Below are 13,886 nucleotides of genomic sequence, written 5' to 3' on the forward strand. Positions count from 1 at the left end.
CTATTCGCCCGCCGCTATTCGCCGCCGCTGTCCGCCGTCCGCTGTTCGCCGTCCGCCTCGCGGCTGGAGAGCAGGCGCCGCAGCGAGTCCAGGCGGGCCTGGGAGGCGCGGCCCTCGGCCACCCACGCGTCCAGGCCGCAGTCGGCCTGGAAGTGGTCGCAGTGCGGCGGGCACCGCTCGGCGGCGCCCTCGGCGAGGTCGTCGAACGCGTTGATCACGTTCCGCGGGTCGACGTGCGCGAGGCCGAAGCTGCGCACCCCCGGGGTGTCGATGATCCAGCCGTCCGCGCCGGGCAGCTCCAGCGCGATCGCGGACGAGGAGGTGTGCCGGCCGCGCCCGGTCACCGCGTTCACGTGGCTGACCGCGCGTTCCGCGTCCGGGACGAGCGCGTTCACCAGGGTGGACTTGCCGACGCCCGAGTGGCCGACGAGGACGCTGGTGCGCCCGGTCAGGTGCCCGCGCAACTCGTCCAGGTCGCCGCCGCGCCGGGTCACCACGTACGGGACGCCGAGCGGCGCGTACTCGGCGACGAGGACGGCGGCGTCGGCGAGGTCGGCCTTGGTGAGGCAGAGCAGCGGGTCCATCCCGGCGTCGTAGGCCGCGACGAGCTGCCGGTCGATCATGCGGGGGCGCGGCTCCGGATCGGCCAGCGCGGTCACGATGACGAGCTGCCCCGCGTTCGCGACGATGATCCGCTCGAACGGGTCGGTGTCGTCGGCGGTGCGGCGCAGCGACGAGGTGCGCGGCTCCACCCGGACGATGCGGGCCAGGGTGTCGGGCGCGCCGGACACGTCCCCGACCAGCGCCACCCGGTCGCCCACCACGACGCCCTTGCGGCCCAGCTCGCGGGCGCGCATCGCGGTGACGGCGCGCTCGTCGCCGGTGCCCGGATCGACGAGGCAGCGGTAGCGGCCCCGGTCCACCGCGGTCACGAACCCGGCCGAGGCGTCCTCGTGCGCGGGACGGCGGCGGGTGCGCGGACGCGACCCGCGGCGCCCGGGCCGAACCCGGACGTCGTCCTCGTCGTAGTCGTGCGCTCGTCGAGCCAGTGTCCGCCCCTGCCGTCAGGCGGGCGCCAGCATCGACGCCCACTGCCGAGTGAAGTCCGGAAGAGTCTTGCCCACGGTGCCCGGATTCTCCACCTCGATGCCGGGAACGGCCAGCCCGAGGACCGCCGCCGCCATCACCATCCGGTGGTCGTCGTAGGTGTGGAACACGCCGCCGTGCAGCGGGCGCGGGCGGATCTCCAGCCCGTCCGGCAGCTCGGCGGCGTCGCCGCCCAGCCCGTTGATCTCGGCGACCAGCGCGGCGAGCCGGTCGGTCTCGTGGCCGCGCAGGTGCGCGATGCCCGTCAGCCGCGACGGCGAGCCGGCCAGCGCGCACAGGGCCGCGAGGACCGGGGTCAGCTCGCCGACCTCGTGCAGATCCGCCTCCAGGCCGGCGAACCCGCCGCCGGGGCCCCGGACCGTCAGGCCGTCCGGCCCGCGGGAGACCTCGGCGCCCATCGCGGTGAGCAGGCCGCGCAGCGCGTCGCCCGGCTGCGTCGTCGCGGACGGCCAGTCCGGCACGGTCACCCGCCCGCCCGTGACGAGCGCGGCGCCGAGGAACTGCGCGGCGTTCGACAGGTCGGGCTCGATCGTCCAGTCGCGGCCCTCCAGCGGGCCGGGGGCGACGCGCCAGACGTTCCCCTCCGCCTCGACCGCCGCGCCCGCCTCGCGGAGCATCCCGACGGTCATCGCCAGGTGCGCCGCCGACGGCACCGGCGGGCCCTCGTGCCTGACCTCGACGCCCTTCTCGAAGCGCGGCGCGGCCAGCAGCAGCCCCGACACGAGCTGGGACGACCCGGACGCGTCGATCACGACCTCGCCGCCGTTCACCGAACCCGTCCCGCGGACGGTGAACGGGAGCGCGCCCCGCCCGCCGTCGTCGACGGCGGCGCCGAGCGCGCGCAGCGCGGCGATGATCGGGCCCATCGGCCGCTCCCGGGCGCGCGGATCGCCGTCCACGGACACCTCGCCGGACGCGAGCGCCGCGACCGGCGGCAGGAACCGCATCACGGTCCCGGCCAGGCCCGTGTCGACGGTCGCCGGCCCGCGCAGCTCGCCCGGGACGATCCGCCAGTCCGCGACCGCCGCCCCGGTTGCGGGGCCGTCCTCCGCCACACCGGTGCCGAGCGCGCGGAGCGCCGCGGCCATCAGGTCGGTGTCGCGGCTGCGCAGCGGCCGGACGATCCGGCCCGGCGCGGCGGCGAGCGCGGCCAGGATCAGCGCCCGGTTGGTCATCGACTTCGAACCGGGCAGCGGCACCGTGGCGTCCACCGGGGCGCGCGCCACCGGGGCGGACCAATGCGGAGTGGGCATGACCCAAGGTTATCGGGCCGGGACGGGCGGCGCGGCGGCGCTCGAAGCGGTGCTCAGAGCGGGATGCTGAGCAGCGTCCCGCCGCCGTCCAGGCGCACCACGAAGCGCTCGATCTGCCCCCGGTCGAGCCCGGTGCCGCCCTGCATGATCAGCGGCTTGGGCTGGCCGGGCACGCCGTACCCCTTGTCGGGGACGCGCCAGCCCGCGACGACGCTGCGCTCGCCGTCCCGCGACACGGCCTCCAGGTGGCACCGCAGCGGCCCCTTGATGCCGCGCAGCTCCAGGCTGACCTGCGTGCCCCAGCCCTTGTCGACGAGGCCGACCGTCCCGGACGCGCCGGTGCCCGCGTCGGTCGCCTGGAACCTCTGCCCGGTGACGGTCTGCGCGACGGGCGGCGGCGCCTTCCGCGCGCCCCCGTCGTCGTCGTTCAGCGCCGCCCCCACCGCGACGCCCGCGCCCAGCGCGACCGCCGCGGCGGCGGTGCCGACCACGTACGCGCTGCGGCGGAACCGGCGGTCGGCCCGCCGCCTGCGCCGCATCATGTCGATCACGGGGGCCGGGGGTGTGGCGGGCTCGTCCTCCTCGGCGTCGGCTCCGGGGTCCGCTCCGGGGTCCGCCTCCGCCGCGCCGGGCGCCAGTTCGAAGAGGGCCCCCGCCGTCCCGGACAGCTCCCCGAGCTCGGCCTGGCAGCGGCCGCACCCGTGCAGGTGCGCCTCGAACGCCCGCCGGTCGCCGTCTTCGAGAAGGCCCAGCGCGTAGGCGCCGACGTCGGTGTGCTCGATCTGGGACCTCATGAGGTCACCCCCCTCTCCTCCAAGGCGACCCGCAAGGCGCGCAGCGCGTAGTAGACGCGGGACTTGACCGTCCCGACCGGGATGCCGAGGTACTCCGCCGCCTGGTTCACCGTACGGTCGCGCAGCACCGTCTCCGTCAGCGCCTGCCGATGCGCGGGGGAGAGGGAGTCGAGCGCTTCCGTCACGACGACCTTGCGCAGCAGGCCGTCCATCTCGTCCGCCATCGGGAGGTTCTCCAGGGGGCCGTCGCCGACCTCCGGCGGCCGGACCTCGCGCTGCCGCCGGTTGTCGATCACGATACGCCGGGAGACCGTGGCCAGCCACGGCATCAGCGAGGACGTCCGGTCGTCCAGCCGGTCCGCGCTGCGCCACGCCCTGATCATGGTCTCCTGCACCACGTCCTCCGCCCACTGGCGGTCACCGCCGGTCAGCCGGAGCACGAACGCGAGGAGGGGCCGATGGTACTCGCGGTACAGCTCGGCGGCGATCTCTTCGTCGGCGGCGGCCGATGGCGGCCGTGCCGAACCGGGGCGGCAGAGCAGGCTCCGCAACCCGCCGGGCTGGCGACCGGTCGATCCGGGAAGGGCCATGCCGGGGCGTCTCCGTTGAGGTGGGGAGCTCGGACGGTGGTCACCTGGCAGTACGGGACCGCCCCGCCCCCGGTTCAACGGTTTTGAGACTCTTTTAAGGTTCTCTTCGGGAAGCCGGCGCTCGACCCGAGGTCAGCGCTTGACCGCCTCAAGGACCTTGCCCGCCTGGACGGCCGTCCCCGTCCGCACCGTCTTGCCGGCCTTCATCGCCTTCGCGGCCTGCGTGGCGGTGCCCGCCTTCACGGTCCTGCCCGCGGACTTGCCGGCCTTCGCGGCCTTCCCGGCCCGGTAGGCCGCCGCCGCCCGGATGTCCGGATTGCCGCCGTTGGAGAACAGCCCGCCCCCGGACCCGCCCCGGGACCGGAGGCTCTTCAGCGCGCCGGTCGCCCTGCCCGCCCGGAACGTCCCGGCGGCCCCGGCCTTGGCCAGCGCGCCGCCCGCCTTGCCGCCCTTGAGCAGGCCGCCCTTGCCCGCCTTGCCCGCCTTGAAGATGCCGGTGCCGCCGGTCTTGCCCGCCTTGAACATGCCGGCTCCGCCGGTCTTGAACGTGCCGCCGGGCATGGCGGCCCTCTTCGTCCTGGCGGCCTTCGCGGTCTGCTCGGCGGCCTTGCGGCCGCCCTCCGCGCGGGCGACCCGCACCTGGCGGGCGGCCTCGCGGCGGGCGCCGCGCAGCGTGGCGGCGGCCTCCCGGCGCATGGCCCTGGCCTCGGCGCCGCTCTTGATCTGCGCGTCGTGCATCGCGCGGCGCAGCTCCGCCGCGCGGGGCGGGCGGCGCGGCTCGGTCGCCGACATGAGCAGCGCGCCGAACAGCGCGGCGGTCTTCAGCAGGTGGGAGCGCTCACTGGCGCGGCGGTCGGGGTCGTCCTCGGTCCAGTAGCGGTGCTCGGTCGCCAGCGCGGGGATCAGCTGCGCGGCGAGCAGCAGCGTCGTCGCCCGCCGGAACCTGCCGGTCAGCAGCAGCGCGCCGGTGCCGAGGCTGAGCGCGCCCTCGATGCGGACGAGGGTCTCGGGGTCCTTCGGCATCCAGTCGATCCGGTCGGCGACCGGCTTGACGGCCGGGCCGACCTGCTCGGCGCGCTCGCGCGGATCGCGGATGGCATCCAGGCCGGACATGATGTACGGCGCCGCCACCATCGGGCGGGCCAAGGTCGTGAAGGGTCGCATGAACCGCTACATGCCCAACGCATGGCGGCTCAAGCGCGGGCCGCCGCGCAGTCGGCGGCCCGTGGCGCGCGGGTCGCGGTACGCGGGTCCGTGGTCCGAGGCTCGTGGTCTGATGGGGCCATGTGCGGACGCTACGCCACGACCCGGGCGCGTCAGGAGCTGCTGGACGAGTTCCAGGTGCAGCTCGACGCCGTCGACGGGGACATCCAGCCCGACTACAACGTCGCCCCCACGAAGCAGGTCCCGGTCGTCCTGAACCGGCGCCCGAAGGACGCCCCCGAGGAGGAGCCCGCCGTCCGCCAGCTGCGGACGGTGCGCTGGGGGCTCGTCCCGTCCTGGGCGAAGGACCTGTCCATCGGCTCCCGCATGATCAACGCGCGGTTCGAGACCGTGCACGAGAAGCCGTCCTACCGCCGGGCCTTCGCCCGCCGCCGCTGCCTGCTGCCCGCCGACGGCTACTTCGAGTGGTACACCCTCCAGGACCAGGACGGCTCGCCGGACCCGGCGGAGGGCGGGAAGAAGGCCAAGAAGAAGCCGCAGAAGCAGCCCTACTTCATCCGGCCGAACGACGGCGCGGTCATGGCGATGGCGGGCCTGTACGAGCTGTGGAAGGCCCCCGAGGGCGGCGCCGGGGGGCCGTCCTCCCGGATCGAGGAGGGCGAGTGGGTGTGGACGTGCACCGTCATCACCACCGACGCGCCCGACGACCTCGGCCGGATCCACGACCGGATGCCGATGATCGTCGAGCCCGGCCGCTGGGACGCCTGGCTCGATCCCGCGCTGACCGACACCGAGCAGGTCCGCGGCCTCCTGGTGCCCGCGATGGCCGGGACAATGGACGCCTACCCGGTGTCGAAGGCGGTCAACAGCGTGCGAAACAACGGCCCGGAACTCATAGAACCGGCGAATTCTGGGGATAGTTCCGGCGATCATTCCGGCAGTTTGTTCTGACGGCCGCGGCCTCGGCGGGGAGGGGCCGCCCCCGCGCGAGGAGAGCGCACGATCGTGGGCACCGCCGCCGCCCGTTCCCGCCTTGAGGCCGTGCTCGCGGATTGGATCGTTCCATCGCCATTCTCCGCGCCGAGGCCCCCGAGCGCGGCAATTCCCCGGCGGGCGCCGGAGCGGCGGGCGGGCCGCTAGCTAGCGGGCCTTGCGGGCGCTGGCCAGCAGGTGGATTCCGAGCGACTCGTCGGTCTGGCCCGCGCCCAGCTCCGTCCGGACCAGCCGGGGCAGCGCGCGCGGCGACTCGCCCAGGACGTGCTCGACGGTGGAGGGCGACAGCACGGTGCGGGGCCTGATCCACTCGACGTCGAGCCCGGCGTCGGCGAGCAGCTCGCGGAGCTGGTGGGACGAGAACGAGCGGGTGATCGTCCCGTCCGGCCAGGGGACGAGGACGACCTCCGCGCTCGGGACGTCCGACAGGTGCGCCCAGTAGTTCCGCTCGGCGAGCAGCGCCAGCCCCAGCGTGAGGGAGTCGACGCAGAGCAGGACGCGGCCGCCGGGCCGCAGCACCCGGGCGATCTCGGCGACGGTGGCCTCGGTGGCGAGGTGCCGGGACAGCACGCGGTTCTCGGCGACCACGGCGTCCACCGAGGCGTCCGTGAGGTAGGAGAGCGTCCCGGAGTCGCCGATCAGCGGGATCGTGCCGGACGCGGGACGGGCCGGATCGTCCCGGGGCGCGCGGCCGGGGCGGCCCGCGTCGCGCACCTCCAGCACCGCGTGCCCGGCGCCGGCGGCGCGGCCCGCGCTGCGGCCCTGCCCGCCCGAGACGTCCAGGACGCGGGCCGGCCTGCGCGGCAGCCACCGCGCGAGCTGGGCGTCGGCCACCGCCCGGTAGAACGTCCAGTAGCGCGCGAGGGAGTCCCCGGCCGCGTCGCCGGAGGTGTCGCGCAGGCTGGCGATGGTGGGTTCGGAAGGTCGCGCCGCAGGCACGGAGGGCACCAAATGCTCCTGTTCTCGCCGTGTATGTGACTTCCTTCCCCGTCCGAGGCCGGTCATCACCCTGAGTGACCCGGAGCGGGGATTCGGCCCGGGAATCGGCGGGGCCGTTCCGGTGTTGCACCGTCTCACAGCGAGGAAAACGGAGGTGCAAGCCGATGACGACAGCCGTCGCCGATGAGCAGCGGAGGGCCGGGACGGCGGCGCCCCGCGGCGACGCGCGGGCACCCGTCCGCGTCGGCAGGCCGCGCGGACCGATATCGTCTGTGGGGAACGACGCCGCCGGTCCAGTCAGGGCCAAGGGCGCCACAGCCGAGGGGGTGGGTCAGGTACCGGGCACCACGGAGACCGTGGAGCAGCGCCAGGAGCGGTTCCAGCGCGACGTGCTCCCGTTCTTGGACCAGCTGTACTCGGCCGCGCTGCGCATGACGCGCAACCCGGCCGACGCCGAGGACCTCGTCCAGGAGACCTTCGCCAAGGCGTTCGCGTCCTTCCACCAGTTCAGGGAAGGCACGAACCTCAAGGCGTGGCTCTACCGCATCCTGACCAACACGTTCATCAACTCCTACCGCAAGAAGCAGCGCCAGCCGCAGCAGGCCGCCACCGAGGACATCGAGGACTGGCAGATCGCGCGCGCCGAGTCGCACACCTCGAGCGGGCTGAAGTCCGCGGAGGCCGAGGCGCTGGAGCACCTGCCCGACAGCGATGTGAAGCGGGCGCTGCAGGAGCTGCCGGAGGAGTTCCGGATCGCCGTCTACCTCGCCGACGTCGAGGGCTTCGCCTACAAGGAGATCGCCGAGATCATGGGCACGCCCATCGGCACGGTGATGTCCCGCCTGCACCGCGGCAGGCGCCAGCTCCGCGGCATGCTGGAGGACTACGCTGAGGACCGCGGGCTCACCCGGGCCGGCAGGGGGTCATCATGAGCTGCGGCAACCATCACGAGACGCCGTGTGACGAGGTCCTGGCGCGGGTCTACACCTATCTCGACGGCGAACTCGACCAGGGCGGCTGCGGCGAGGTCCGCCAGCACCTGGACGAGTGCGGCCCCTGCCTGCGCGAGTACGGGCTCGAAGAGGCCGTCAAGAAACTGGTGAACAAGTCCTGCGGGTGCGAGCAGGCCCCGACGGACCTGCGCAGCAAGGTGCTCGGCCGCATCGAGGAGATCTGCGGCGAGATCAAGGCGTCCGGAGGCGCCGACAAGGCCGAGAGCGTCTGACCGCCCCGGTTCCCGGCGGCCCCCTCCGGGCGGCTTCGGTATCGTGCCGGGGGTGCTAGCACTCGTCACCGGCGCGGCCGGGTTCATCGGCTCCCATCTCGTCGACCGGCTCCTCGCGGACGGCCACGAGGTCATCGGCGTGGACGACCTGTCGTCCGGCGCGAACGTTCGACCCGGCGTGGAGCTGTGGGAGATGGACGTCGCCGACCCGGCCCTGGCGGAGAAGGCCGCGGCGCGGCGCCCCGAGGTGTTCTGCCACCTCGCCGCGCAGGTCAGCGTCCGCGTCAGCGTGTCGGACCCGCTGGGCGACGCCCGCACGAACGTGGTCGGCACCGCCAACGTCCTGGAGGCCGCGCGCGCGGCCGGCGGGCGCAAGGTGGTGTTCACCTCCAGCTGCGCGGTGTACGGGGTGCCGGAGGCGCTGCCCGTCCCGGCGGACGCCGAGTTGCGGCCCGCATCCCCGTACGCGGCCTCGAAGGTCTCCGGCGAGGTCTACGCGGGGATGTACCGGCAGCTGCACGGCATCGACTTCACGACGCTGACGCTGGCGAACGTCTACGGCCCCAGGCAGACGCCCGAGGGCGAGGCCGGCGTCGTGTCCATCTTCACGGACGCGCTGCTGGCCGGACGTCCGACGAAGGTCTACGGCGACGGCGCGCAGACCCGCGACTACGTCTACGTCCTGGACGTGGTGGACGCGTTCGCCCGCGCGGCGGGGGACGCGGGCGGCGGGCGCCGCTTCAACGTGGGCACCGGGCTCCAGACGTCCGACCGGGATCTGCACACCCTCGTGGCGGAGGCGGCGGGCGCGCCCGACGACCCGGAGTTCGCCGCGCCCCGGCTGGGCGACCTGCCGGCGATGTCCGTCGACCCGCGGGCGACGCGGGAGGCGCTCGGCTGGGCGCCGGGGACGGCGCTGCCCGACGGCATCGCCGCGACCGTCGCCTGGGCGCGCGAGCGCTCCGCCTCGCGCGGCTGATCGCGGCCCCGGCGGGGTGCGCGGCCGGCCGCACGGCAGAATTCGGTCGCATACCCCAAAACACGGGGTTGTCGCATTACGGCCATTTCCTAAGGTGAGTCTTTTTCATCCGAGAGGTAGGCTGCGAGGCGCCGCCGCGGCCGGGCGGAGGGCCGAAAGGCGCGGGTCGCGGCTGCATTCGCGGATGCACGTGCATTCTGCGGTGCAGCGGTATTGTGCGCTTACGTTGAGTGCATTCACCCCGGCAATTGATCACCTATGGTGACGACCGCTTCACGCTTTGCTCAGTTTTTCCCTCACGCGTGTGTGACCTGGGCAGTTCGCGTTAGGCTTGTGCCGAAATCAGCGATGGGAGCACGTGCGCACCGAGTCAATTCGGGGTATGTGCTCGCCCGGGAAGGCCGGGCCCGCGCCCGGCTCCGGATGGCCGGCCGCGAGGCCGGGCGGCCCGGTTCGGCGGGGGGAGGCAAGGAGCCATGCTCAAGCGTGTGTCGCCGGCAGGACACGGTCGGCGCCCGAGCGCCTCGGCGTCGTCGTTGATGCTGACCAAGGGCGTGTCCTGGGTCTAGGTGCCGGCAGGCGCACAGCACCCCGGCGGCGGCCCGCCATCTCGTCACTCCCCGAGGGGCGGCAATGCGTGGACTACCTCTCGCTGCCTGGGCGTACGTCTGCGGTGTGGCGGCCCTCGCGGCCGGCCTCATCGCGACGTCGTCCTTCGCGGAGATCGACTGGGGCAAGCTGGCCGTGCTGGCCCTGCTGTTCCTCGTCTGCGACTCGGCGCCCGCGCGGCTGAACGTCGCGCGCGCCAAGGTCTCGCTCAGCTTCGCCGCGAGCCTGGCCTCGGTGGTGCTGCTCGGCCCGGTCGGCGCCGCGCTGCTCGGCCTGGTCGCCGTCGTCACCGGGCAGCGGTTCTTCGCCCCGGTCAAGCGGATCTTCAACGGCGCGCAGTTCGCGCTCAGCGGGTTCATCGCCGGGACGGTCTTCGACCTCCTCGGCGGCGCCCGGTTCCACCCCGAGCAGGCCCGCTGGGTGGAGAACGTCATCGGTCCGTTCCTCGGCGCCCTCGTCACGTTCGTGCTGGTCAACCTGGCGCTGATGGCGGGGGTCCTGCTGCTCAGCCGGCAGGCCGCGCCGCGCGAGCTGCTGCACGAGAGCGGCCAGCTCGCCGTCGGCTGCCTCGGCTACGGCATGGTCGGCCTGCTGATCGCCGGGCTGTGGCCGCGCGTCGGGCCGTTCGCCGCCGTCCTGGTCCTGCTGCCGCTGTTCATCGCCCGGTGGGCGATGGACCAGGCGTACGCGCAGCAGCAGGCGCACGCCGCGACCCTCGCCGCGCTCTGCCAGGCGGTCGAGACGAAGGACTTCTACACCCGCGGCCACTCCGAGCGCGTCTCCCGCGGCTCGGTGATGATCGCGCAGGAGATCGGGATGCGCGCCGACCGGGTGGAGGCGATCCGCTACGCCGGGATGCTGCACGACGTCGGCAAGCTCGGCGTCCCCACCAAGGTGCTGCAGAAGAACGGGCCGATGACCGAGGAGGAGTTCGCCGCGATCCAGCTGCACCCGATGCGCGGGCTGGAGATCGTCCGCGAGATCGGGTTCCTGGACGAGGCGCTCGCCGGCATCATGCACCACCACGAGAAGATGAACGGCCGCGGCTACCCGATGGGCCTCGCCGGCGACGAGATCCCCGAGTTCGCCCGGGTCATCTCCGTGGCCGACGCGTTCGACTCGATGACCTCGACGCGCTCCTACCGGGCGGCCCGCAGCATCGACGCCGCCGTGGCCGAGCTGCGCCGCGGCATGGGCGACCACTTCGACCCGGAGATGGTCGACGCGTTCCTGCGGGCGCTCGACCGGGACGGCTGGGAGCCGCCCGAGCCCGTCGTCCTGCCGGACGACGACGTCGTCGAGACCACCCAGCAGGACCACGACGACCCGAGCGCCCCGCTGCGGGTCACCGGCGGCGACGAGGTGCGGCACCAGTGACCGGCGCTCAGGCCCCCGCCCGGGAGCGGGCCGCGTGGCAGACCATCGACTCCGGCCAGCTGCTGCTGATCGCGACCGCCGGGCTGTTCGTCATCGTCGCGATCACGCAGGTCGCGGCCGTCGGGCTGCGGCAGCCGAACATCGCGATCATCTTCGGCGTGCTGATCGCGCTGGGCGAGCTGTTCCGCATGGTGATGCCGGGCAACCGGGAGGTCGCGCCGATCGCGAGCGCGGGCGCGATGGGGTACGCGCTGCTGGTCGGCGTCGGCCCCGAGGGCGCCGCGCCGGACGCGTGGCTCGGCGTCGTCCCGGCGGAGCACTCCGCGCTGCAGGTCGTCGCGGTCACCGCGGTCGGCATGCTGGTCGGCTCGCTGCCGCACATCGCGGTCGGCCGGACGCCGCGGCCGGACGCGATGGCGCGCCGGCTGTTCAACGTCGCGGTCATCGCGCTGTGCTTCCGCCCGATGCTCTCCCTCGATCTCGCCTGGTACCTGCTGCTCGCCGTGATGGGCGTCGTCGTGGTCGCGTCCTGCTTCACCGACGTGCTGATCGCCGCGATGATCCGGGCGGAGGCCGTCCGGGCCCGGTTCGGCATCGCGCTGCGCGACGAGATCGAGGCGAAGATGGCGCTGTGCGCGGCGACCAGCGCCACCGCGATGCTGATCGCGGTCGCGACGACCGCGATGGGCGAGGCCGCGCTGCTGATCTTCACGGTGCCGATCCTGGTGACGCAGTTCGCGTTCCGCCGGTACGCGGGCATCCGCGCCACGTACCTGGAGACCGTCCGCGCGCTGTCGCGGGTCACCGAGGTCGGCGGCTACGTGGAGGCCGGCCACTCGCGGCGGGTGGCCCGGCTCGCCGTGGCGAGCGGCCGCGAGCTCGGCATGTCCGAGGAGGAGCTGCTCGAACTGGAGTACGCGGCGCTGATGCACGACATCGGGCAGCTGTCGCTCGGCGACCCGATCCCGGGCGGCGCGACCGTGCTGGCGTCCCCGGCGGAGCAGCGCCGCATCGCCGAGCTGGGCGCCGAGGTGATCAAGCAGACCGGGGTGCTGGACCGGGTGGCGCACATCGTGGAGCTGTCCTCGCACCCGTACCGGACGGGCCGCGAGCCCGGCGGCGACGCGGCGGACCGGCCGATCCCGCCGCCGCTCGCCGGCCGCATCATCAAGGTCGCCAACGCCTACGACGACCTCGTGGGCGACTCCGCCGACCGCGACCGGGGCGCCGCCGTGCTGGAGCGGCTCCGGCTCGACTCGGCCGCCGAGTACGACCCGACGGTCGTGGAGGCGCTGAGCCGCGTCGTCGACCGGCGGCTCCGGCAGTAGCGCCCGTGCGCCGCGACGGCCGCGGTGATCGTCGCGGTGGCCGTCCAGAGCAGCAGCGCGCCGGCGTGCTGGTCGTCCAGCGGTGACGCGCCCCACCGGCGGCCGAGGTGCTCGTACCAGTCGCCGAGGACGGTCCCGTGCCGCATCAGCGCGAGCCCGGCGGCGGCGTGCAGCGGCAGGGCCGCCAGGGGCGTGAGCGTCCCGGCCGTCCCGTGGAAGTAGGCGAGCCCGACGGCGAGGAAGGCGGCCAGCGCGAGCGAGTGCAGCGCGTGGTCGGCGAGGGACGGCGGGAACAGCGGCGACGCGTACCAGGCGTACAGGCTGAGCAGGAACAGCGCGGACGACACGACGGGGTGGGTCGGCAGCCGCACGCCCCGGCCGGTCGCGGCGGCGGCGAGCAGCGTCCGGCCCTCGCCGCGCGTCGCCTTGAGCGCCAGCCCCGCCGGGGCCCCGTACAGCAGCAGGAGCGGCGCGACCACTCCGACGAGGACGTGCTGGACGGCGTGGGCGCTGAACAGGACCATGCTGTAGCGCGCGAGCCCGCTCGCGGTGGCGAGCAGGAGGACGAGCAGCCCGCCGGCCCACGCCGCGCTCCGCCGCCGCGGCCAGTCCCGCACGCGCGCGACGCCCGCCCCGTACAGGACGGCCCCGGTGACGATCAGCACGAGGAACAGCGGGTCGATCCGCCAGTCCAACAGGTACGGGCCGATCCCGGCGGGGCCGGGCAGCGGGAAGCCGAGCCGCAGCGCGACGGCGTCCAGGGTGCCGGGCGCGTTCTCGGGCGGTGGCGTGCGCGACAGCCCGACGGCGAGCGCCATCGTCGCCGTCATGACGAGGATCTCGACGGCGCCCAGCCGCAGGAAGGGCCGCACGGAGGGCCGCCCGGGCGGCTGCGGGGACGGCCGCCCGGACGGGGGCCCGCCCGTTCCGTCCCGGAGGGCGGGGATCGTGGCGCGGCGGTGCCACCAGCCCAGCGCGCCGAGGGCGGCGAGCGCCGCGCCCTTCGCGACGACGAGCAGCCCGTACCGCGACCCGAGGTGGACGCCGCCGAGCCGCACCCAGGCGTTCACCGCGCCGCTCGCTCCGACGACGATGAACGCCGCGAGCGCGAGCCGGCTGTACCGCCCGACGACCCGGGGGAGCCCGCCGCGGACGTCCGGCGCGACGGTGACCAGGGCGACGAGCCCGCCGATCCACAGCGCGACGCCCAGCACGTGGGCGGCGAGGCTGTAGACGGCGAGTGCGTGGTCGGCGGCGTTCGCGGCGTGCCCGGTGAACAGCGGCGGCAGCATTCCGGCGAGCGCGGCCGCGAGCAGGCGGCCGGCGGCGCGCGGCGCGCGGGGCAGGCTCGCCGCGACGGCCAGGGCGAGCGAGGCGGCGAGGACGAGGAGCAGCGCCCGCCCCTGCGGCAGCTCGATGACGAGCGTCCGCACCATGTTCCCGGTGACGCCGCCGAGCCCGACGCCGAACAGGTCGAGCAGGGTGAACACGATCAGCGCCAGCGTGCACAGCGCCCACGCCAGCGCGG

At 74.5% G+C, this 13,886-nt stretch carries 12 protein-coding genes and 1 pseudogene; 6 read left to right on the forward strand and 7 right to left on the reverse strand.

Annotated elements, in window-relative coordinates; all coding sequences use genetic code 11:
- Positions 1-14 precede the first annotated feature (14 nt).
- From rsgA to ACA511_RS36035, 5 genes are all read right to left on the reverse strand, one after another.
- Entirely contained in the window at positions 15-1,049 is a 1,035-nt protein-coding gene (gene rsgA, locus ACA511_RS36015) for a ribosome small subunit-dependent GTPase A (RefSeq protein WP_375029388.1), read from the reverse strand.
- 15 nt (positions 1,050-1,064) lie between these two features.
- Positions 1,065-2,360, reverse strand: a complete 1,296-nt coding sequence (gene aroA, locus ACA511_RS36020; RefSeq protein WP_375029197.1) for a 3-phosphoshikimate 1-carboxyvinyltransferase — start codon at positions 2,358-2,360, stop codon at positions 1,065-1,067.
- A gap of 53 nt (positions 2,361-2,413) precedes the next feature.
- Complete coding sequence (locus tag ACA511_RS36025; RefSeq protein WP_375029198.1) at positions 2,414-3,154, reverse strand: anti-sigma factor family protein; 741 nt, start codon at positions 3,152-3,154, stop codon at positions 2,414-2,416.
- Entirely contained in the window at positions 3,151-3,744 is a 594-nt protein-coding gene (locus ACA511_RS36030) for a sigma-70 family RNA polymerase sigma factor (RefSeq protein WP_375029199.1), read from the reverse strand. Before ACA511_RS36030 ends, ACA511_RS36025 begins: the two co-directional genes overlap by 4 nt.
- 132 nt (positions 3,745-3,876) lie before the next feature.
- On the reverse strand, positions 3,877-4,908 hold the full coding sequence (locus tag ACA511_RS36035) for a DoxX family membrane protein (RefSeq protein WP_375029200.1): 1,032 nt from the start codon (positions 4,906-4,908) through the stop codon (positions 3,877-3,879).
- Positions 4,909-5,028: 120 nt separating this feature from the next.
- Between ACA511_RS36035 and ACA511_RS36040 the strand changes: the two genes are divergently transcribed.
- Positions 5,029-5,859: an SOS response-associated peptidase gene (locus ACA511_RS36040; protein WP_375029201.1), complete on the forward strand. Its 831-nt coding sequence runs from the start codon at positions 5,029-5,031 to the stop codon at positions 5,857-5,859.
- Positions 5,860-6,048: 189 nt separating this feature from the next.
- Here ACA511_RS36040 and ACA511_RS36045 read toward each other — a convergent pair whose 3' ends face one another.
- On the reverse strand, positions 6,049-6,849 hold the full coding sequence (locus ACA511_RS36045; RefSeq protein ID WP_375029202.1) for a class I SAM-dependent methyltransferase: 801 nt from the start codon (positions 6,847-6,849) through the stop codon (positions 6,049-6,051).
- Between the two features lie 317 nt (positions 6,850-7,166).
- On the opposite strand from ACA511_RS36045, the gene ACA511_RS36050 reads away from it, so the two are divergent.
- The 5 genes from ACA511_RS36050 to ACA511_RS36070 all read left to right on the forward strand — a co-directional run bounded on the left by ACA511_RS36050 (position 7,167) and on the right by ACA511_RS36070 (position 12,358).
- The gene (locus ACA511_RS36050) at positions 7,167-7,772 is read left to right on the forward strand and encodes a sigma-70 family RNA polymerase sigma factor (protein ID WP_375029203.1); all 606 of its coding nucleotides are present in this window, start codon (positions 7,167-7,169) and stop codon (positions 7,770-7,772) included.
- Complete coding sequence (gene rsrA, locus ACA511_RS36055; protein WP_375029204.1) at positions 7,769-8,065, forward strand: mycothiol system anti-sigma-R factor; 297 nt, start codon at positions 7,769-7,771, stop codon at positions 8,063-8,065. Before ACA511_RS36050 ends, rsrA begins: the two co-directional genes overlap by 4 nt.
- Before the next feature lie 52 nt (positions 8,066-8,117).
- Positions 8,118-9,044, forward strand: a complete 927-nt coding sequence (locus tag ACA511_RS36060; protein WP_375029205.1) for an NAD-dependent epimerase/dehydratase family protein — start codon at positions 8,118-8,120, stop codon at positions 9,042-9,044.
- A 633-nt stretch (positions 9,045-9,677) separates the two neighbouring features.
- Positions 9,678-11,030 carry an HD-GYP domain-containing protein gene (locus tag ACA511_RS36065; RefSeq protein WP_375029206.1) on the forward strand — a complete coding sequence of 451 codons (1,353 nt, stop codon included), beginning with the start codon at positions 9,678-9,680 and terminating at the stop codon, positions 11,028-11,030.
- Positions 11,027-12,358 carry an HD-GYP domain-containing protein gene (locus ACA511_RS36070; protein WP_375029207.1) on the forward strand — a complete coding sequence of 444 codons (1,332 nt, stop codon included), beginning with the start codon at positions 11,027-11,029 and terminating at the stop codon, positions 12,356-12,358. The genes ACA511_RS36065 and ACA511_RS36070 overlap by 4 nt, the downstream gene beginning before the upstream one ends.
- Positions 12,359-12,378: 20 nt before the next feature.
- On the opposite strand, the pseudogene ACA511_RS36075 reads toward ACA511_RS36070, so the two are convergent.
- A pseudogene (locus tag ACA511_RS36075) lies at positions 12,379-13,794 on the reverse strand (cytochrome c oxidase assembly protein); the annotation flags it as partial.
- Positions 13,795-13,886: the final 92 nt, after the last annotated feature.

The organism is Actinomadura sp. GTD37 (genome assembly GCF_041951365.1).
Taxonomy (GTDB): domain Bacteria; phylum Actinomycetota; class Actinomycetes; order Streptosporangiales; family Streptosporangiaceae; genus Spirillospora.

Bases quoted from the DNA above. Each gene is read 5' to 3' on its own strand.
- aroA (WP_375029197.1), bottom strand. From the start codon at position 2,360: ATGCCCACTCCGCATTGGTCCGCCCCGGTGGCGCGCGCCCCGGTGGAC.
- ACA511_RS36025 (WP_375029198.1), bottom strand. From the start codon at position 3,154: ATGAGGTCCCAGATCGAGCACACCGACGTCGGCGCCTACGCGCTGGGC.
- ACA511_RS36030 (WP_375029199.1), bottom strand. From the start codon at position 3,744: ATGGCCCTTCCCGGATCGACCGGTCGCCAGCCCGGCGGGTTGCGGAGC.
- ACA511_RS36035 (WP_375029200.1), bottom strand. From the start codon at position 4,908: ATGCGACCCTTCACGACCTTGGCCCGCCCGATGGTGGCGGCGCCGTAC.
- ACA511_RS36040 (WP_375029201.1), top strand. From the start codon at position 5,029: ATGTGCGGACGCTACGCCACGACCCGGGCGCGTCAGGAGCTGCTGGAC.
- rsrA (WP_375029204.1), top strand. From the start codon at position 7,769: ATGAGCTGCGGCAACCATCACGAGACGCCGTGTGACGAGGTCCTGGCG.
- ACA511_RS36065 (WP_375029206.1), top strand. From the start codon at position 9,678: ATGCGTGGACTACCTCTCGCTGCCTGGGCGTACGTCTGCGGTGTGGCG.